General features: G+C 64.4%; 17 protein-coding genes. 8 read left to right on the forward strand and 9 right to left on the reverse strand.

Features of this window, described 5'->3' with window-relative positions:
* Window positions 1-17: 17 nt before the first annotated feature.
* From U0042_RS09700 to U0042_RS09720, 5 genes are all read right to left on the reverse strand, one after another.
* The gene (locus U0042_RS09700) at window positions 18-1,625 is read right to left on the reverse strand and encodes a rhodanese-related sulfurtransferase (protein ID WP_114814355.1); all 1,608 of its coding nucleotides are present in this window, start codon (window positions 1,623-1,625) and stop codon (window positions 18-20) included.
* A complete protein-coding gene (locus tag U0042_RS09705; RefSeq protein WP_114814354.1) occupies window positions 1,622-2,218 on the reverse strand; it encodes a cysteine dioxygenase in 597 nt (198 codons plus the stop codon). The genes U0042_RS09700 and U0042_RS09705 overlap by 4 nt, the downstream gene beginning before the upstream one ends.
* Complete coding sequence (locus U0042_RS09710; protein ID WP_114814353.1) at window positions 2,218-3,045, reverse strand: class II aldolase/adducin family protein; 828 nt, start codon at window positions 3,043-3,045, stop codon at window positions 2,218-2,220. Before U0042_RS09710 ends, U0042_RS09705 begins: the two co-directional genes overlap by 1 nt.
* Before the next feature lie 18 nt (window positions 3,046-3,063).
* Window positions 3,064-4,140, reverse strand: coding sequence for an LLM class flavin-dependent oxidoreductase (locus U0042_RS09715; protein WP_114814352.1), 1,077 nt, complete (start codon window positions 4,138-4,140; stop codon window positions 3,064-3,066).
* A gap of 184 nt (window positions 4,141-4,324) precedes the next feature.
* Complete coding sequence (locus U0042_RS09720) at window positions 4,325-5,230, reverse strand: alpha/beta fold hydrolase (protein ID WP_114814351.1); 906 nt, start codon at window positions 5,228-5,230, stop codon at window positions 4,325-4,327.
* An 86-nt stretch (window positions 5,231-5,316) separates the two neighbouring features.
* On the opposite strand from U0042_RS09720, the gene U0042_RS09725 reads away from it, so the two are divergent.
* Window positions 5,317-5,700, forward strand: a complete 384-nt coding sequence (locus tag U0042_RS09725; RefSeq protein WP_114814350.1) for a MerR family transcriptional regulator — start codon at window positions 5,317-5,319, stop codon at window positions 5,698-5,700.
* A 67-nt stretch (window positions 5,701-5,767) separates the two neighbouring features.
* Here the strand turns inward: U0042_RS09725 and U0042_RS09730 are convergent, their stop codons facing one another.
* Window positions 5,768-6,115, reverse strand: coding sequence for a winged helix-turn-helix transcriptional regulator (locus U0042_RS09730; protein ID WP_114814349.1), 348 nt, complete (start codon window positions 6,113-6,115; stop codon window positions 5,768-5,770).
* 150 nt (window positions 6,116-6,265) lie between these two features.
* Between U0042_RS09730 and U0042_RS09735 the strand changes: the two genes are divergently transcribed.
* Window positions 6,266-7,120, forward strand: coding sequence for an SDR family oxidoreductase (locus tag U0042_RS09735; protein WP_114814348.1), 855 nt, complete (start codon window positions 6,266-6,268; stop codon window positions 7,118-7,120).
* Between the two features lie 50 nt (window positions 7,121-7,170).
* Window positions 7,171-8,340 carry an epoxide hydrolase family protein gene (locus U0042_RS09740; RefSeq protein ID WP_114814347.1) on the forward strand — a complete coding sequence of 390 codons (1,170 nt, stop codon included), beginning with the start codon at window positions 7,171-7,173 and terminating at the stop codon, window positions 8,338-8,340.
* Window positions 8,341-8,430: 90 nt separating this feature from the next.
* Here U0042_RS09740 and U0042_RS09745 read toward each other — a convergent pair whose 3' ends face one another.
* Genes U0042_RS09745 through U0042_RS09755 form a run of 3 tightly spaced genes read right to left on the reverse strand, consistent with a single transcriptional unit; the run spans window position 8,431 to window position 10,570 of the window.
* On the reverse strand, window positions 8,431-9,027 hold the full coding sequence (locus U0042_RS09745) for an NADPH-dependent F420 reductase (RefSeq protein ID WP_114814346.1): 597 nt from the start codon (window positions 9,025-9,027) through the stop codon (window positions 8,431-8,433).
* A gap of 27 nt (window positions 9,028-9,054) precedes the next feature.
* Window positions 9,055-9,822 (reverse strand): SDR family NAD(P)-dependent oxidoreductase, encoded by a 768-nt coding sequence (locus tag U0042_RS09750; RefSeq protein ID WP_114814345.1) that lies wholly within the window; start codon window positions 9,820-9,822, stop codon window positions 9,055-9,057.
* Window positions 9,823-9,835: 13 nt separating this feature from the next.
* On the reverse strand, window positions 9,836-10,570 hold the full coding sequence (locus U0042_RS09755) for an SDR family NAD(P)-dependent oxidoreductase (protein ID WP_114814344.1): 735 nt from the start codon (window positions 10,568-10,570) through the stop codon (window positions 9,836-9,838).
* Between the two features lie 106 nt (window positions 10,571-10,676).
* Here U0042_RS09755 and U0042_RS09760 point away from each other — a divergent pair, with 106 nt between their 5' ends.
* From U0042_RS09760 to U0042_RS09780, 5 genes are all read left to right on the forward strand, one after another.
* Window positions 10,677-11,618 carry a LysR family transcriptional regulator gene (locus U0042_RS09760; RefSeq protein WP_114814343.1) on the forward strand — a complete coding sequence of 314 codons (942 nt, stop codon included), beginning with the start codon at window positions 10,677-10,679 and terminating at the stop codon, window positions 11,616-11,618.
* A 400-nt stretch (window positions 11,619-12,018) separates the two neighbouring features.
* Window positions 12,019-12,441 carry a type II secretion system minor pseudopilin GspI gene (gene gspI, locus U0042_RS09765; RefSeq protein WP_232833545.1) on the forward strand — a complete coding sequence of 141 codons (423 nt, stop codon included), beginning with the start codon at window positions 12,019-12,021 and terminating at the stop codon, window positions 12,439-12,441.
* 10 nt (window positions 12,442-12,451) lie between these two features.
* The gene (locus U0042_RS09770) at window positions 12,452-13,144 is read left to right on the forward strand and encodes a PulJ/GspJ family protein (RefSeq protein WP_114814341.1); all 693 of its coding nucleotides are present in this window, start codon (window positions 12,452-12,454) and stop codon (window positions 13,142-13,144) included.
* A gap of 189 nt (window positions 13,145-13,333) precedes the next feature.
* Window positions 13,334-15,553, forward strand: a complete 2,220-nt coding sequence (locus U0042_RS09775; protein ID WP_114814340.1) for a tetratricopeptide repeat protein — start codon at window positions 13,334-13,336, stop codon at window positions 15,551-15,553.
* A gap of 125 nt (window positions 15,554-15,678) precedes the next feature.
* A complete protein-coding gene (locus U0042_RS09780) occupies window positions 15,679-17,868 on the forward strand; it encodes a tetratricopeptide repeat protein (protein WP_114814339.1) in 2,190 nt (729 codons plus the stop codon).
* The last annotated feature ends 7 nt before the right edge of the window (window positions 17,869-17,875 follow it).

Raw genomic sequence — 17,875 nt, forward strand, 5'->3', positions numbered from 1 at the left:
ATGAGCGCGATGGCCGATCAGATCACGAAGAAGCCGTGCGTGCCGTCGCGCTCGAGTTGCGCGACGAGCCCGTATTCCCACTCCAGATACGCGTTCATGGCCTCGCGCGCGTTGTCGGTGCCTTCATAGGGGCGCCGATAGCGGTCGATGCGCGGCGAAGCGAGGCGGGCGTCACCATTCTCCGTCGGCAAGCCCGCTCGAATCCACGCCGCTGTGCCGCCTGCCAGCACGTGCACGGGCTTGCCCGTCAGCGCGGCGATGTCGGCGGCCGCGAACGGCGCGAGTGCGTTCGTCCCGCACGTCACCACGTAGCGTTTCGCGTCGGGTAGCGCTCGCAGATCGTCGATCGCATTGACGAGCCGCGAGCGAACCAGCCAGTACGCGCCGGGAATATGCGCCTTCACGTGATTCGCGCTCGACGTGACGTCGATCACGAGCGTGCCGCTCGATGCGTCGGCGAGCAGCGCGGCGAGTTCGTGAGCGGATACCTCCGGTATGGGTGGCGCCTCTGCCTTCGCCCCTCGCCACGGTCCGCTTTCCGTCAGCGCTTGCGGCGCTGCGCCGTCGACCACATAGACCTCGATATTCATCTGCGCGAGCCATGAAGCGGTCATGTTGGCGCGCACGCCGTCGTCGTCGAAGAGCACGACACGTGCGCCGCGTACGGGCGCGAACATGTCGGTCTCCTGAACCAGCTGGCCGCCTGGCGCGCCCTGAAAACCGGGCGCGTGCGCGTTTTCGTATTCGGCGGGTGTGCGTACGTCGAAGCGATAGGTCGTGCGCGACGGTTCGTTGGCCCAGCGCGCGGCTTCGTCCAGCGAGGTGCGGCCTGCGCCCGCGCTATCGGCGAGCGCGCGCGACGCGCTGCGCGATGCGTCGAGACTCGCGGCATCGAGACCGGCCTGCGCGTCGAATTGCCGATGGCTGCCGTGCTCGAGCGTCTGGCCCGCCAACGTCCAGCCTATCGTTCCGTTGCGCAGCGCGGCGACCGGATTCGGCAGTCCCGCATTGACGAGCGATTGCGCGCCGATGATGCTGCGCGTACGCCCCGCGCAATTGACGATCACACGTGTCTTCGGGTCCGGCGCGAGCGCTCGCGCACGCAGCACGAGTTCGGCGCCCGGCACGCTCACGCTGCCGGGAATGTTCATGGTCTGGTATTCGTCGAAGCGGCGCGCGTCGAGCACCACGACGTCGTCGCCGTGCTTCAGCAGGGTTTCCACGGCTTCGGCCGAAAGCGAAGGCGTATGGCGTTGCGCTTCCACGAGTTCGCCGAACGCTTTGCTCGGCACGTTGACGTCGCGAAACACTTCGCCGCCCGCACGAATCCAGCCATCGAGTCCACCCGCGAGCAATGCGATCTGCGTGTAGCCAAGCGACGCGAGTTTGTCCGCGGCGCGTTGAGCGAGTCCTTCGCCCGCATCGAACAACACGATGGGGACGTCGCGGCGCGGCAGACGCGTGTAGGCGTCCAGTTCCAGCTTCGACAATGGCACATTCGCGGCGAAGAGCGGATGCGCCTGCGCATGCGGGTCTTCTTCGCGTACGTCGAGGAGGGCGATTTCGCGGCGCGCGAGCAGCGCTGCGCGCACGTCTTCATAGGTGCGCACGGGATAGGACGTCATGAGCGATGCAGTTCCTTGCTGAGATCCCACAGGTTAGGGAGCGTGTCGTTCGAATAGCCGGATATGAAAGGCTTCGGCAAACCGTGTGCTTGATAGGTGGAGCGCCGGACCGCGCCGATGTTCGCGCCGTACACGTGGATGCTGATCGACGTGCGGTCGTCGTAGGCGTTGCGTACGCGGTGAATGTCGCCGATAGCCGGCGATACCGCTTCGACGTCGCCGGCTTCGAGACGCACTTCCGGGCCGGCCTCTCGCAGCGTGCCGTCGTCGTTGCGCGCATAGGGCGCCGCGAATTCGGCGCCGCGCAGCACGCCGATGAGGCCCCATACGGTGTGGTCGTGAATCGGCGTCTGCTGGCCCGGTCCCCAGACGAAGCTCACGACGCTGAAACGTTGGCGTGCATCGGCGTAGAGCAGGAATTGCTGATAGCGCTCGCTGGAGGGCTGCGCGTATTGCGGGGGAAGCCAGTCGTCGACACGGATCAGTTCGCGCAACGCGAGTCCGCCTTGATCGAGCAGCGTGGACTCGCTCGCACCGGAATCGACGAGCGTCGCGATTTCCGCGACGAACTCGCGCAGTTTGTGAAGGGCCATCAGTCGAGCAACTCCGGTTCGGAATCGAGCAGCCCTTCATACAGGCTCTCAAATGCATACCGCGCGCCGCTTGCGCGGCCCACCTGCTGATGCGTGAGCGCCGCCATTTCGTGGGCAATGGGCTGTGGCGTGCCCGCCGCTTCGGCGAGCAACTGCGCGTGGCACGCATTGTCGAGCGCGATGTACCACCACGCGGCCGCTTCCACAGTAGGCCCGGCCGTGAGGATGCCGTGGTTCTTCAGGATCACAGCCTTGTGCGGGCCCAGCGCATCGGCAATGCGAGCCCCTTCGGTGGTGTCCAAGACCACGCCGCGGAAGTCGTCGAACAGCGCGTGGTCTTCGTAGAAGGCGCACGAGTCCTGCGTCAACGGGTCGAGCTTGCGGCCCAGTGTCGACCAGGCTTTGCCATAGAGCGAATGCGTGTGCGCCGCAGCCACCACGTCCGGTCGCGCTTCGTGAATCGCGGCGTGAATTGCAAACGCGGCCTGATTCACGGGGCCGTCGCCGACCACGATTTCGCCATTGCGGTTCACGAGCAGCAGGTCGGATACGCGTATGCGGCCAAAGTGTCGGCCGAGCGGGTTGACCCAGAAGTGGTCTGTCCATTCGGGATCGCGCGCCGTGATGTGGCCGGCGAGCCCTTGCGCGAAGCCGTAGCGGGCGAAGAGACGAAACGCGCCGGCGAGTCGCTGTTGACGGTGAAGGCGTTCCTGCTCGATCGAACGTTGGGGCTCGGCGTTGTCGTCGAACCAGAACTTGCGCAGAGGCGTCTTGCGAAACGCGAGCTTCGGCGCAAGTTTCTTTGTGTTGGCGAGTACGGTGCTCATGATGTCGTCGGTGCGCCGTTATGCTGCGTGACGCACACGCGACGTGAGTTCGCGCGTGGCGGGGATCAATTCCCGTCCGTAATCGATGGCGTCTTCGAGCGGGTCGAAGCCGCGAATCAGAAAGGTGGTCACGCCCAGTGCGTAGTATTCCGCCAGCGTTTGCGCGACTTGCGCAGGCGTGCCGACGAGCGCCGTCGAATTCGAGCGTCCGCCGATCTCTTTGGCCACGGCCGTCCACAGACGCTCGTCGGCGCGATCGCCGTCACCGGCCGCGGCCAGCAGCCGACGGGCGCCTTCGCTTTGCTGCGGTCCGCCGCGCGAAAACCCCTGTTCGACGCGCAGCCGGCGTGTCTCTTCGAGAATGTGTTGGGCTCGCTCCCACGCGGCTTTTTCCGTGGATGCGAGAATGGGCCGGAACGAAACAGAGAAACGCACGCTGCGGCCGTGCTTCGCCGCTTCGGCGCGTACGCGCGTGACCTGTTCTTCCACCTGCTTTTTCGATTCGCCCCACAGCGCGTAGACGTCGGCATGCTTGCCCGCGACGGCGAGGGCGGGCTCGGACGCTCCGCCGAAATAGATCGGCACGTGCGGAGTCTGTTTGGGTTTGACTTCGGAAAAGGCTTTTTCGAAGCGATAGAAGCGGCCTTCGTGATCGAACGGCTGGTCTGCGGTCCACACGCGGCGAAGAATCTGCAGATACTCGTCGGTGCGGGCGTAGCGTTCGTCGTGGCTCAGGAAATCGCCGTCGCGCCGCTGGTCTTCGTCGCTTCCTCCCGAGATGAAGTGCACCGCGAGGCGTCCGCCCGAGAAATGGTCGAGCGTGGCGATCTGACGTGCCGCGAGCGTCGGGGCCACGAACCCGGGACGATGGGCCAGCATGAAGTGAATGCGCGACGTCACGCTCGCCGCGTAGGCGATCGTGATGGTGGCATCGGGACTGGTCGAGCTGTGCGGCACGAGAATGCGGTTGAACCCCGCGTTTTCGTGCGCCTGCGCGAAGTGGCGCACGTAGTCCGTATCGACGGCCGGGCCTTGCGGCTTGTGCGTTTCCGATACCTTGCGCTGCTGGATCATGCCGATGAATTCGACGCTCACGTTAGCTCCTTGCCGAAATCCGTTTGATTGACGGAATGGATGCGAGGGCAGACGTGTTGCGATTCCGGGCACGCCTGCGGGTCGAATGAGGCTAACATCGGGTTATGCAAGAGCGAAATAGTATATTCAGATAAAGATATAAAACATGCATGTTGAAGGGCGAGGGACCCGCTAGCCCGCCTCATTACCGCGATACCGAGTGGACGAACTCGGCCAGGTCGCGATTGAAGCGCTCGGGCTCTTCGACGAACGGCGCGTGTCCTGAATCGGCGTACACGTGGGTGACGATGTGCGGATTCAACTCAGTCGCGCGTGCCAGCGTCGCACGCGTGTCGACCAATGCATCGCGGCCGCCGTAGAGAAAGAGCAACGGCACGCGCGCCTTGCCCAGCCCCTCTGCGGCGAATACCGTCATCGTCGGGATTTCCTTCTGCATGTCCCACGATGCCATTGCCGCATTGGCGAGAAGGCGCTCGAACGTGACGGCATCCGGTTGACGGTGGAAGCAGAGTCCGACGAACGCACGCTCTCCGTCGAGATGCGTTTTCAGATCCGGCGAGTTCATGTCCCGATACACGTCGGGATGTTGGACGATCTGGCCCTGCGCGAGCTCGACTACACCGTCGACAAAGACCGCGCCGGAGATCGCGCGATCGCCATACCTGGCGAGGTAACTGGACATCACGACGCCACCGAGCGACCAGCCGACGACCACGGGTTTGCGCGCGTGCGAGCCCGCGATCACCGCTGCCAGATCGTCGGCCCAACGGCTTCCATCGTGATAGGGCGCGGCGCCGGACGGTTTGTCCGACTGACCGTGTCCGCGCAGGTCATAGGTGATCAGCCGGTACTGACGTAGTTCCGGGCTCGTCACCTGGGCGTCCCAGTCCAGGCGGCTGCCGAGCAGGCCGTGAATCAGGATGACGGGTGTGCCGTCCGGGTTGCCGCTTTCCTCTACCGCCAGTTTGACGCCGTCCGACGACGTCACCGTATAGGTCGTCGGAGCGGCGGTCGCGCCGGACGCGAACACGAACAGCGTGGCTGCCCAGACGACGGCCGTGCGCAGCATGCCGAACACGCGGGTGTGCATGACGTTACTCCATGAGTTGAAGACCGGCCCAGTCTCAACGCTCACACTGATGTGAGAGTCAAGCGAATCGTGCTAGCCTCGAACTCATGAAGAAAATGCCTTCGCAGAAATGGATGACGGTGGGAGAACTGTCGCGCCGCACGGGCGCAAGTGTGCGGTCCATTCGTCATTACGACGAACATGGTCTGCTCGCGTCCGTCCGCGCGAGCAATGGATACCGCACGTTCCCCGACCAGGCGGTCACGCAGGTCAGGCAGATCCAGCGCATGATCGCGACCGGCTTCACGATAGAAGACATTCGCGGGTTTCCGGATTGCATGCTGCTGATCGAAGGTGCGCGTTCGTGCGACCAGATCACCGACGTCCAGCGCAAGCGGCTTAAAGCCATCGAGCGTCAGATCGCGGACCTGGAAAAACGTCGCGCCCGACTCGTCAAAATGCTGCTGGAAGGGGCGGTGCCGCCCGTCTAGCGACGTGGCATTGGAAACAATGCCGGTGCGTCGCGTCATCGCCGCACCTTCTGTTGGCGCGCTAGCTTTACCGATGGGTGTCGCGGAGCAACAGGCGCGTTCCCACCGCCACGATGGACGTAATCGCAGGCAGCAGTTCCTGACCCAGCGGCGTCAACCCGTACTCCACGGATGGCGGCGACGTCGCCATCACATTGCGCTCGAGCACGCCTCGCGCTTCCAGATCACGCAATCGGCTGGTCAGCACTTTCGCGGTAAGCGTCGGGTTGTCACGCAGGAGTTCCGAGAACCGGCGTGGGCCGTCGCTCAGGCACCAGATGATCTCGGGCGTCCACAGGCCGCCGAGCAGGGCCATGCATTTCGACATGGGACAGCCCGGCAGCGGGGCCACTTTCTTACGGGTTTTCAGGCTCATCGTTGCGTTCTCACAGCGGTTTCCAGTGGGTTAGCTGGTTTCTATCCGGTTACCTGAAAATGATGGTAACCCATGGATAGGTGCTTTCCATTGGAAACTGATGACCCTAGACTACGTGCCTCTTCTACTGACTACGAACGAGGACGGGCTATGTACGCAATAACCGGCGCGACAGGGAAGCTTGGGCGGCTTGTGATCGACGCGTTGCTGGAGAACGTTCCGGCTGACCGCATTGTGGCCGCCGTCAGGAATCGGGCAAAGGCGCAGGATCTTGCCGGGCGTGGCATCATCGTGCGCGAGGCCGACTACAAACGCCCCGAGACGCTCATCGCCGCTTTTGCGGGCGTCGATAAACTCCTGCTGATTTCTTCCACCGAGGTCGCCGGCCGCCTGCCGTTGCATCGCGCAGTGATTGAGGCGGCCCGGCAGGCCGGCGTTTCGCTGCTGGCCTACACGAGCATGCTGCACGCGGACACGTCGCCCGCCAGGCTTGCGATTGAGCATCGACAGACGGAGGAGGCCATTGCAGCCTCCGGCCTTCCCGCCGTCATTCTTCGCAATGGCTGGTACATCGAGAACCACCTGGCGGCGCTCCCGGCGGTGCTCGAGCACGGCGCCTTCGTCGGCGCCGCGAAGGCGGGACGCTTCTCATCCGCCGCCCGGAAGGACTATGCCGCCGCCGCCGCTGTGGCGCTGACCACCGACGGTCTGGCAGGAACAACGTACGAGCTGGCGGCCGACCGTGCCTTTACGCTTGCGCAACTGGCGGCTGAAGTGTCGCGCCAGTCGGGAAAAAGCGTGGTCTACAACGACCTTGAGCCGGACGCCTATGCGAATGTATTGACGGGCATCGGGCTGCCTGCGGACCTGGCCGCGCTGCTGGCCGATGCCGACGTCGCGGCCTCGCACGGCGCGCTGTTCGACGACGGAGGCGAGCTGGCGCGGCTGATCGGTCGCCCCACCACGCCCTGGGAGCGCAGGGTGGAAGACGCATTGCGTGCTTGAAGCAGGACGCGTGCACGACGCTGGATAACCTTGAACAGCGGGAAGAGAGAATGGAGCTGCGAGACTTCAAAATCAACGTTCCGGACGGGCAGATTGCCGATCTGAAGCTGCGATTGCGCAACACACGTTTTCCTGCGTCCCTCGATGCCGAGCAGTGGGACGATGGTGCGAGCCTCGCTTTCGTCCGGCGACTGACAGATTATTGGTTGCATCGATTCGACTGGCGTGCTCAGGAAGCGCGGCTGAATCGGCTGCCTCAGTTTCTGGCTACTGTCGACGGACACGATATCCATTTCGTCTATCAGACCGGCAAAGGGCCCGCGCCCGTGCCGCTCGTCCTGACGCATGGATGGCCGGGTTCCTTCGTCGAGATGGAGCACGTTATCCCGCTGCTGACCGACCCCGCGTCGCATGGCGGCGATGCGGCGGATGCGTTCCATGTGGTCGTCCCTTCGTTGCCCGGCTTCGGTTTTTCCGCGGCGCCGGCAGGCTCCGGCGTCAGCGCTCACCATGTTGCCGGCCTGTGGCTCGAGCTGATGAACGGGCTCGGCTTCGATCGTTTCGCCGCGCAGGGCGGAGACATCGGAGCGGGCGTCTCGATGTGGTTGGCGCGCCGTTTTCCCGGGCAGATCATCGGTGCCCATCTCAACTACATTCCGGGCAGTTTCCGGCCGTCGCTAACGGACGATCTGCCGCCGGTGACCGTGGACGAGCAGGCGTATCTCGACACCGTGGCGGCCTGGTCGGCCGCTGAAGGCGCGTATGCGGCTGTGCAAAGCACCAAACCACAAACCTTGTCGTACGCGATGAGCGATTCGCCCGTGGGTCTTGCCGCCTGGATCGTCGAGAAGTTTCGCAGCTGGAGCGATTGCGACGGCGATCTGGAACGCGTGTTCACGATGGACCAGTTACTGACCGATATTTCGCTTTACTGGTTCGGCCACATGCTCGACGCGTCGTTCCGCATTTACAGGGAAAACCGGCTGCGGCCGCTTGCTTTCGGTCCGCACGAACGGGTGGCGACACCGCTCGGCGTAGCGCTGTTTCCCCGCGAGTTACCGACGCCACCGCGTTCCTGGGTCGAACGTGTCTTTGACGTGCAACGATGGACCCCGATGCCGCGCGGCGGACACTTCGCTGCGCTGGAACAACCCGAACTGCTCGTCGAGGACATTCGTGCGTTCTTCCGTCCGCTCCGTCGCATGAGCGATCCGCTTTGACGAAACCTCGGCAGGCCTTCGCCTGGCCCGAGGCTCGACACTTTGCAGGGCCGCGAACGGTGCCGAGAAACAGGCGGAAACCGTTCGTCGTCAGTCGAACGTGATCAAGTCCTTGAAGATGAGTTCTCCCCAACGCTTTCCGCGCGCGTGCACGAGCAGTCCACCCTCCGAAAGCCCGCCTAGCTGGATGGGCGCGAAGCCGAGTTTTTCCGCAAGTTCACCCACCTGCGCTGCGGCGCCGTTATCGTCGCTTGCGAGGAACACGACTCGCCTGCCGCCCTGTACGGCCGGGTCCTGGCCAAGGACGGCCGCAACCAGATGATTGAAGCCTTTCACCAGCTTCGCTCCGGTGAACGCGTTCGCCACGAAAGCCGAGGACGGGAGACCGTCCAGTTCCTCGGGCGGCGCCTGCGTGTTCATCACGTCGATGATGGTCTTTCCCGTCCAGTCGGGCAGCGCTTTTGCGACCGCCGGGTGCGACTCGAAGCGGACCACCAGGAAGATGACGTCCGCCTTGACGGCTTCCGTCAGGGTGGTGGGAGTGATCGTCGGTCCGATGGCTGCTGCATCGGACGCAAAGCTTGCCGGGTCGCGCGTGGTGGCGACGGATACTTCGATGCCGTTGCGCGCGAACGCCCTGGCCAGCGCCTGGCCGGTCTTGCCGAAGCCAATGATTGCGTAATTCATGCGTTTCTCCTTCGTTTCGTGGCGCGGTCAGAGCTTGTAACCGCCGCTCGCTTCGATTGTCTGGCCGGTTACCCAGCGGCCATCGTCGGAGGCGAGGAACGCCACGACGGCGGCAATTTCCGAAGGCTCGCCAAAGCGGCCCAGCGCGATCTGCGCCTCGACTGCCTTGACGAGCTCGGGATTCTGCCGAAATTCGGCGTTCGCATCCGTTCGCGTGAAGCCCGGTGCGACGGCGTTCGCGGTAATGCCGCGCGGCCCCAGCTCGATGGCGAGCGTATGGGTCAGGGTGTTGATGGCCGCTTTCGCCATCGAGTAGACGGGCGCGACTGTCACGGGCTTCGTGGCGGCTGCGGAAGAAATGTTGACGATGCGTCCACCGTCGGCGAGACGATCGAATGCGGCCTGAATGATGAAGAAGGGCGCGCGGGCGTAGACCGCCATCAGCGTGTCCCAACTCTGCGGCGTCGCTTCCTTGAAGCCAAGCCAGCCGGAATTGCCGGCGTTGTTGACCAGAATGTCGAGAGCCTTGCTGCCGTTGCGCCTCGTGAGCTCGTCGTCGAGTTGCTCGAACAAGGCCGGAACGGCCGCCGGATCGACGAGATCCGCATGAATCGCGAACGCGGTGCCGCCCGCTTTCGCGATGGCCGCGACGGCCTCGTCCGCACCCGATCGGCTGGCGTTGTAGGTGAGCGCGACCGTCGCCCCGTCCTTTGCAAGACGTTCGGCGATCGCGCGGCCAATGCCCCGCGATGCGCCGGTGACGAGCGCCGTTTTGCCCTTGAGTGATTGGGTCATTGAGTCGTTCTCCTCAGAGTTGCGCCAGACCACCGTCGACGGCGACCTCGCTGGCGGTCATGAAGCTGCTGTCCGACGATGCAAGAAAGGCGGCCACCGCGCCGATCTCGGCCGGATCGGCCATACGCTGGAGCGGCGTCATCGCGCCGTAGGCCTTCTGGCCTTCTTCGCCTAGCGCCTGCTTCGCGAGTTCGGTCGCCGTCGCCCCGGGCGAGAGCACGTTCACGCGGATACCGGTGCCCTTCAGGTCCTCCGCCCAGGTTCGGGCGAGGTTGCGCACCGCCGCCTTGCTCGCGCTGTAGGCCGTGAATCCAGGGGCGCCCGTGGTGCCGGCGCTCGAGCCGGTCAGGATGATCGAACCGCCTGGGCCCATCAGCGGCAGCGCCTTCTGGACCGTGAAGATCGTCCCCTTCACATTGGTGGCGAAGGTCTCGTCGATGTGCTGGCCGGTGATCTGGCCAAGCGCAAGCGGGCTGCCCGTCCCGGCATTGGCCAAGACGATGTCGAGGGTTCCGCGCTCGGCCTTCACCGCCGCGTAGAGCCGGTCGAGGTCGGCCGCATCGGAAACCGAACCCTTCACCGCGCGGGCATGAGGCCCGAGGTCGGCCAACGCGGCGTCGAGCGCTTCCTGGCGGCGGCCGAAGATAAAGACGAAGGCGCCTTCCTCGATGAAGCGCTTCGCTGCGGCGCGGCCGATGCCCGTGGCGCCGCCGGTGATCACCGCGGTCTTTCCATTCAGTCTGTTCATGTCATGCGTCCTTCGAAACAAAAGCGACAAGGCCGATTCTGGGCCTCTTGATTCATGAAGCCAATTGACTGAATATCTATAAGTACCATCTACTTTTCAGATAGATATGTTGGACAACGTCACCATCAATCAACTTCGGGCGTTCGTCGCCGTGTGCGACGAGGGAAGCTTTTCCGGAGCGGCACGACAGTTGAGGCGTGCCCAGTCGGCGATCAGTCACGCGATCAGCGCGCTCGAAAGTGCCTTCGATGTGGTGCTGTTCGAGCGCAACACGCGCAAAGCGACGCTGACGGCCGCGGGCCGCAGCCTCCTGCCTGACGCGCGTGGGGTGATCTCGCGCACCGAGGAAATGAAGATGCGCGCGGTGGCCATTGCTGAAGCCGGCGTCCCACAGGTCTCGGTTGCCGTGGATACCTACTTTCCGCGTGCCCACCTGATCGAATGCCTGCGCACCGTGCAGGCGGACTTTCCAACGGTCGCCATCAATCTGCGCATGACGACCATGCAGGGCGGCGAGCGTCTGGTTGTTGAAGGCACGTGCGCGTTAGCGGTGACGATCACGGACGTGCCCGAGTTGAACCCGGCCACCATAGAACGGCAGCATCTGTGTGACGCGCAAATGGTGACCGTCTGCGCGCCATCGCATCCGCTGGCCTCGATCGCGGGGCCCATTCCGCGCGAGGAGTTTGCGCGGCACATCCAGCTCGTCGTCACGGACAATCAGCCCCATGCGGAAAAGACCCAGCAGGGCGTCGCCAGTGAACGCCAGTGGTGGGTGAACGACCTCGGCGCGAAGCACGATCTGCTCAGGGGAGGCCTGTGCTGGGGCCACATGCCGCGTCATATGGTGGCGGAAGACCTGGCGAATGGAACGCTTGTCGAACTCCAGCGGCGCGCATGGCACATGCGTCCCCTCACGTTCATGATCTCGCAGCGGCGCGGGTACGCGTTTTCCGCATGCGAGACACGGCTGGTCGAGCTTCTTGGCCATCGTCAGCGTTTCTCGAAAGGCGGGAAGACGAAGGCCAGCGTAAAGCGCGGTCGATGACTGATTTGCCCGGCGACGCGGCGGCGCAGCCCGTTATGTGACCGGCGGTCGAGGACGGCCATCAAGAGTCATTCGGTGAAGTTGAACGATCGTCCCCGGACACGCCGAGCGCTTTTGTCCCGAGGCTTTTACGCCAGCTCTCAGCCGGACTCGCAACCATAAGCCAATACCCACCGTACGATGCCGGCTCCACGACGATCCGGCCAGGGGCCGACCATGCTGAACCTTGGACTTCCCCGCACGAAATGGTCCGTAGCATCGGACACGGCATTGCCATACGTTCTGTTTAAGGTCTCGCGGTCGGGTCGTGCGGGGAGACCTCATGAATGGGCATGCGCCGAAACAGGCTGATTCGGAACCGGGTAGCGCGGGCACGGGCGAAAAGCGGAAAGCGCATCGCATGGCGCACGTTCTGCGCCGTGCGCCGCGCGGCCTGCCGGACCGTCTGCCACACGCCGTTGCAGCCGGCTTCACCCTCATCGAAGTGCTGATCGCGCTCGCCATCGTGGCGGTGGCGCTGGGCGCCGTGACGCGCGCCATCGGCGCGCTCGCCGCCGACACCGACAGCGCCCGCGGCCATCTGCTTGCACTCTGGAGCGCCGACAACGCGTTGAGCGCCATCCGCATCGCGGCCGCCTGGCCGCCGCCTGGGCGCACCACCTTCGCGTGTCCGCAGGGGCGCTACGCATTCGTGTGCAGACAGACCGTGACGACGCTCGGCAGCCCGCTCGTGCGCCAGGTGACGGTGAGCGTCTACGCGTCGGCCGCGAGCGCCAACGTGCTGGCCGAAGTCGTCACGGTCATTCAGAACGAGGCGCGCTAGCGCAAGGCCGATGAGAACCGCGCGTGCCGCAATCGTCACCCCACGGCCGGGTACCGCAAGGCCGCGCCGCCGCGCACGCGGCTTCACGCTCATCGAGATGCTCGTCGCCATCGCGCTGCTCGCCGTGATCGCGCTGCTCTCATGGCGCGGACTCGACGCGACCATTCGCGGCCGCGACGACATCGCGGCCAACCTCGGCAGCACGCGGCTGCTCGGCCGCTACTTCTCGCAGTTGCAATACGACCTCATGAACCTCGTCACGCCCGACGAAGTGTTCGGCCCGCCGTTGCGCATCCGCCCCGGCGAACTCGTGCTCGTGCGCCACCTGGGCGTGGGCGGCGGCGGTCCGACTTTCGTGCAGGTGGTGCGCTATCAACTGAAGGGACGGCAATTGATACGCAGCGCCTCGGCGCCGCTGGCGTCGCTCGCGGCACTTGCCGATGCCCTGCACCACATGGACGACTTCGCGCGCGTCGTGGTGAGCGACGACGCGCGGTCGATGAAGCTCGCGGTGTGGGTCGCGCCTGCGGGCTGGACGACGAGTCAGGCGGTGGTGGAAAAGACGTACGAGAAGTTTCTTGCCGAACACGGCATCAGCAACGCTACATCGCGCGGGATGCCACTGCCGCGCGGCGTGCAGGTGTCCGTCATGCTAGGTTCGCCGCCGCTCGAGTATTTACGGATGATTCCGATCAGCCAGTGAGTGTCGATCATGCGAATTGCATCGAATTCGGACTGCATGCGGCTGGCCGCAAGCTCGACAAAATGGTCCGTAACATTCGTCATACGCCTGTTATCGCTCGTCCATTAGTCTGCCTCTGGAAACGGCCGGAACGACACGCCATTCGAATACTTCGGCGGCAAAGTCGCTTAACACGACGAGGGGGCGAACATGGAGCTCGAACACCCGCATCAAGCAGGTGCTGGCGCGTCCGTGGACAATGCGGCAGCGGCCCGGCGCAGCGCGGCGAATCTAGACCGGGCTCGCGACTGGCACGGTAGCGGGCGGCTGGACGATGCGGCGCGCGAATACGAAGCAGTGCTGGTTCGCGAGCCTGACAACGCCCATGCGTTGCATCTTTACGGCGTCCTCGAATATCAGCGCGGGGCGGCGGCGAAAGCGGAGTCGCTGATACGCAGATCGATCTCGCTCGGCGCCTCCGCGCGCGCTTTGTCGGATCTCGGTGCAATTCTGGCAAGTGCCGCTCGCACGGACGAAGCGCTCGAGCAATTCGAGGCGGCGTTGCGTATCGACTCGCAAGACGTGCAGGCACTGGTTCGCAAGGGCAACACGTTACTTGCCGCGCGCCGCTACGAAGCCGCACTTGAGACATTCGATCGCGCTCTGGAAATATCGCCGCTCACGCTGGATGCGCTGTGCAACCGGGGGAGTGCGCTACGTGCGTTGCAGCGCTATCAGGAAGCGCTCGAAAGTTATGAACGTGCGCTCACCGTCGATCCGCGCTCGTTCGAATCGTTCTACAACCTGGGCAACGTGCTGCGCGACCTGCAACGATACGCGCGGGCGCTGCACAACTATGAACGGGCCTTGGAGATCGCGCCGAACCATCCCGAGATATTGTCGGTACGGGGCCTCACGCTCGTCGATTTAGGACGGGTCAAGGAAGCGCTCGCAAGCTTCAACGAGGCCATTGCGACGAGGCCGGATTTCGTGGAAGCGCTGTACAACAGCGCAGTGGCACTGGAGCGGTTGGGCCGTTCGCAAGAGTCGATGCAGCGCTGCGACCGCGTGCTGGCGCTCGATTCGCGTCACTCGAAGGCCCGCGCGACGAGGGGCAATGCGCTACTGAGCCTGCAGCGATACGAAGAGGCACTATCGGAATACGCTCGCGCGCTCGAAATGGAACCGGGTGCAACAGACGTCTTGTGCAATCAGGGCACTGCCTTGCATCGCCTCCAACGTTACGAAGCGGCGTTGTACAGCTACGACGCGGCACTTGCAGCGAATCAGGAATTCGCCGAGGCCTGGTGCAATCGCGGCAATGTGCTGCAGGACATGCACCGCTACGAAGACGCGCTGCAATCTTTTGACCGGGCCATTTCGATCAATCCGAAATACGCCATCGCATGGTTCAACCGGGGCAGTGTGCTTCTCGAGATGCTGCGATTCGACGAGGCGCTGGAGGCGTTCGACCGCGCAATCGCCTGCGATCCGAACTATTCCGATGCGCACTTCGCTCAAGGCTTCATCTATTTGCGCCAGGGGGATCTGGCCCGCGGTTGGCCCAAATATGAATGGCGGCTGCGCGACCCGAAGTCCGAACACAACGAGCGTATTTTTTCTCAGCCGCGCTGGACCGGCGTAGAGCCACTGGATGGCCGCACGCTGTTGGTTCACGCGGAGCAGGGCTTCGGCGATACGGTGCAGTTCTGCCGCTACGCGCAGCAGCTGCGCGACGCAGGCGCGCGCGTCGTGCTCGAAGTCCAGCCGGCGCTGCGTTCGTTAATGGCCTCGCTACAGGGCCCGGCACAAGTGATTGCGCGGGGCGAGCCCTTGCCGGCTTTCGACTATCACTGCCCGTTGTTGAGTCTGCCGTATGCGTTTCAGACCGATCTGTCGAGCATTCCGGGCAGCACGCCGTATCTCCATGCGGATCCGGCTCTGGTCGAAAAGTGGGCCGGCATGCTGGGCCTCAGGCATCGTCCGCGGGTGGGGCTGGCATGGTCCGGTAATCCGGAACACCGCAACGACCGCAATCGGTCGATCGAGTTCGCCACGCTCTTGCCGTTGCTGAGGCCCGATATCGACTGGATCAGTCTGCAAAAGGTCGTGCGCGATCGCGACGCCGCCTTGCTGGACGCAGCGCCCGTGCGCACATTCGATACCGATATTCGCGACTTTTCGGATACGGCCGCAATCATGCAGTCGCTCGATCTCATCATCTCGGTCGATACCGCCGTCGCGCATCTGGCCGGCGCGCTGAACCGTCCTGTGTGGATTCTCGTGACTCACCTGTCCGAATGGCGCTGGATGAGCGAACGCGAAGACAGCCCGTGGTATCCGAGCGCAAGAGTGTTCCGGCAGCCGGCGCCGGGCCGCTGGGCTGACGTGGTCGAGCAGGTCCAGGCCGCCATTGCGCGGTGGATCTAGGGAGCACGCGACGTGATCGCGCCCGGGAAAGAACAACGGGGTCTCACGCGGAAAGTGGGCCGCAGGGCGAGGCGCGTCCGCTGCCCACTTCGAGGCGGGCGAATAAAACATCGGACACACAAGACATGTTGACAGCGGCCGACAGCGCCTTGCGTCGCGCACGCGCGTTTCACGAACGCGGTGCTTTGCTGGACGCGGAAAAGGGTTATCGCAAGATTCTCGAAAGCGATCCTGACCATGCGGAAGCGCTGCACCTGCTGGGGGTGCTGCACTTTCAGCACGGCAGGATGGAGCAGGCGGACGCGGCCATGCGGCGGTCCATCGAGCGCAGTCCGTCGGCGCTCGCGCTGGCCAATCACGCGTCGGTGTTGATCAGCCTTGGCCGTACCGACGAAGCGCTGACTCGTCTTGACGCCGCGCTCGCGCTCAATCCTTCGCACCTGCGCGCGCTGCTTTGGCGCGCCGGCGTGCTCGCCGATCTCGGTCGACATGCCGAAGCGGTCACGGCGTATGACCGCCTGCTCGAACTCGCTCCAACGCTGGTCGAGGCCTTGTGGCGGCGTGCGGCTGCGCTTGGCGTGCTCAAGCGCCATACGGAGGCGCTGGCCTCGTGCGATCGGGCGTTGGCCGTCGATAACCGGTCGTTCGAGGCGCATCGGCAGCGCGCACAACTGCTGCGCGAGATGGGCCGGCTCGAAGAAGCGCTCGAGCATTACGCCCACGCGCTCGCCATCCGGCCGGACAACGCCGAGATGTTGCTCATGCAAGGCTTGACGCTTGCGGATTCCGGCCGGCTCGACGCAGCGCTCGCGAGCTTGAACGAAGCCATTGCGGGGCGGCCGGACTTCGTCGACGCGCTGTACAACAGCGCCGTGATGCTCGAACGGCTTGGTCGATACGAGGACGCACTCGCGCGCTGCACTCGTGCCATCGCGCTGGACGCGCGGCACGCCGGCGCGCTCGCCAACCGTGGCAACGCGCTCTACGGTCTTGGGCGCGACGCCGAGGCGCTTGCCAGCTACGACGCAGCGCTCGATATTGCGCCGCGCTTTGTGGAAGTGCTCTGCAATCGCGCCAGAGTGCTGACCCGCCTGCGGCGCGAAAACGAGGCGCTGGAAAGCTGCGGCCGGGCCATCGAGATCAATGGTAGCTATGCGCTCGCATGGTTCACGCGAGGCCGCGTTTTGCAGAGGCTGCACCGCTACGACGAGGCCATCGCGAGTTATGACCGCGTGCTCGCCATCGATCCGGCCGATACGCTGGCGCATTTTCAGCGCGGCAATGCGCTGCGTTCGCTCATGCGTCACGACGAGGCGCTGGCCGCCTATGACCGCGTGCTGGCCATCGACCCCGAAAATATCGCCACGAATTTCACCAAGGCGTTCGTTTATCTGCAGACGGGCGACTTCGAGCGGGGATGGCCTGCCTACGAGTGGCGCTGGCGCGAAGATCAGGTAGGGGCTCACAAGCGTGCATTCGCGCAACCGCTGTGGCTGGGCGGTGAATCGATCGAAGGCAAGACGATCCTGTTGCACGCGGAGCAGGGTCTCGGCGACACCATCCAGTTTTGCCGCTACGCGAAGCGCGTCAAGGCGCTGGGCGCGCGCGCGGTGGTCGAAGTGCAGGTGCCGCTCAAGTCGCTGATGGAGGGCATGGAAGGCGTCGACGCGGTCGTCGGATACGGCGACCCGTTGCCCCCATTCGACGTTCACTGTCCGTTATTGAGCTTGCCGCTCGTGTTCCGCACCGACCTGGCGTCGATTCCGGCCGACGTGCCGTACCTGAGCGCGCGACCCGAGCACGTCGAGAAATGGCAGGCTCGCCTCGGCGAGCGTACGCGCCCGCGTATCGGCATCGCATGGTCCGGTAATCCGAACCATCTGGACGATCACAACCGTTCGATTCCGCTTGAAGAACTGCTGCCCTTGCTGACCGACGAGGTGCAGTGGGTCAGTATCCAGAAGGTGGTACGCGACGAGGACCTGCCGGTTCTGGAAGCATCGCCCATCGTGCATTTCGGCGACGAACTCGGCTCGTTTGCCGATACGGCGGGGCTCGTGCAGTGCCTCGACTGCGTCGTGACCGTCGATACGTCGGTGGGTCACCTTGCCGGTGCGCTCGGCAAGCCGCTATGGCTCATGTTGCCCTACCTGCCCGACTGGCGCTGGCTGCTTGAGCGCGACGACAACCCGTGGTACCCCACCGCACGGCTCTTCCGGCAGTCGCGCGCAGGGGAGTGGGGCGACGTGTTCGAGCGCGTCAGGCTGGCATTGCGCTCAGTCGCCCGTGCGGACTTCACCGCATTGCCCATGTGAACGAGCG

The sequence above is a fragment of the Paraburkholderia kururiensis genome, assembly GCF_034424375.1.
In the GTDB taxonomy this organism is placed as follows: Bacteria; Pseudomonadota; Gammaproteobacteria; order Burkholderiales; family Burkholderiaceae; genus Paraburkholderia; species Paraburkholderia kururiensis_A.

Bases quoted from the DNA above. Each gene is read 5' to 3' on its own strand.
- U0042_RS09700 (WP_114814355.1), bottom strand. From the start codon at position 1,625: ATGACGTCCTATCCCGTGCGCACCTATGAAGACGTGCGCGCAGCGCTG.
- U0042_RS09705 (WP_114814354.1), bottom strand. From the start codon at position 2,218: ATGGCCCTTCACAAACTGCGCGAGTTCGTCGCGGAAATCGCGACGCTC.
- U0042_RS09710 (WP_114814353.1), bottom strand. From the start codon at position 3,045: ATGAGCACCGTACTCGCCAACACAAAGAAACTTGCGCCGAAGCTCGCG.
- U0042_RS09720 (WP_114814351.1), bottom strand. From the start codon at position 5,230: ATGCACACCCGCGTGTTCGGCATGCTGCGCACGGCCGTCGTCTGGGCA.
- U0042_RS09725 (WP_114814350.1), top strand. From the start codon at position 5,317: ATGAAGAAAATGCCTTCGCAGAAATGGATGACGGTGGGAGAACTGTCG.
- U0042_RS09730 (WP_114814349.1), bottom strand. From the start codon at position 6,115: ATGAGCCTGAAAACCCGTAAGAAAGTGGCCCCGCTGCCGGGCTGTCCC.
- U0042_RS09735 (WP_114814348.1), top strand. From the start codon at position 6,266: ATGTACGCAATAACCGGCGCGACAGGGAAGCTTGGGCGGCTTGTGATC.
- U0042_RS09740 (WP_114814347.1), top strand. From the start codon at position 7,171: ATGGAGCTGCGAGACTTCAAAATCAACGTTCCGGACGGGCAGATTGCC.
- U0042_RS09745 (WP_114814346.1), bottom strand. From the start codon at position 9,027: ATGAATTACGCAATCATTGGCTTCGGCAAGACCGGCCAGGCGCTGGCC.
- U0042_RS09750 (WP_114814345.1), bottom strand. From the start codon at position 9,822: ATGACCCAATCACTCAAGGGCAAAACGGCGCTCGTCACCGGCGCATCG.
- U0042_RS09755 (WP_114814344.1), bottom strand. From the start codon at position 10,570: ATGAACAGACTGAATGGAAAGACCGCGGTGATCACCGGCGGCGCCACG.
- U0042_RS09760 (WP_114814343.1), top strand. From the start codon at position 10,677: ATGTTGGACAACGTCACCATCAATCAACTTCGGGCGTTCGTCGCCGTG.
- gspI (WP_232833545.1), top strand. From the start codon at position 12,019: ATGGCGCACGTTCTGCGCCGTGCGCCGCGCGGCCTGCCGGACCGTCTG.
- U0042_RS09770 (WP_114814341.1), top strand. From the start codon at position 12,452: ATGAGAACCGCGCGTGCCGCAATCGTCACCCCACGGCCGGGTACCGCA.
- U0042_RS09775 (WP_114814340.1), top strand. From the start codon at position 13,334: ATGGAGCTCGAACACCCGCATCAAGCAGGTGCTGGCGCGTCCGTGGAC.
- U0042_RS09780 (WP_114814339.1), top strand. From the start codon at position 15,679: ATGTTGACAGCGGCCGACAGCGCCTTGCGTCGCGCACGCGCGTTTCAC.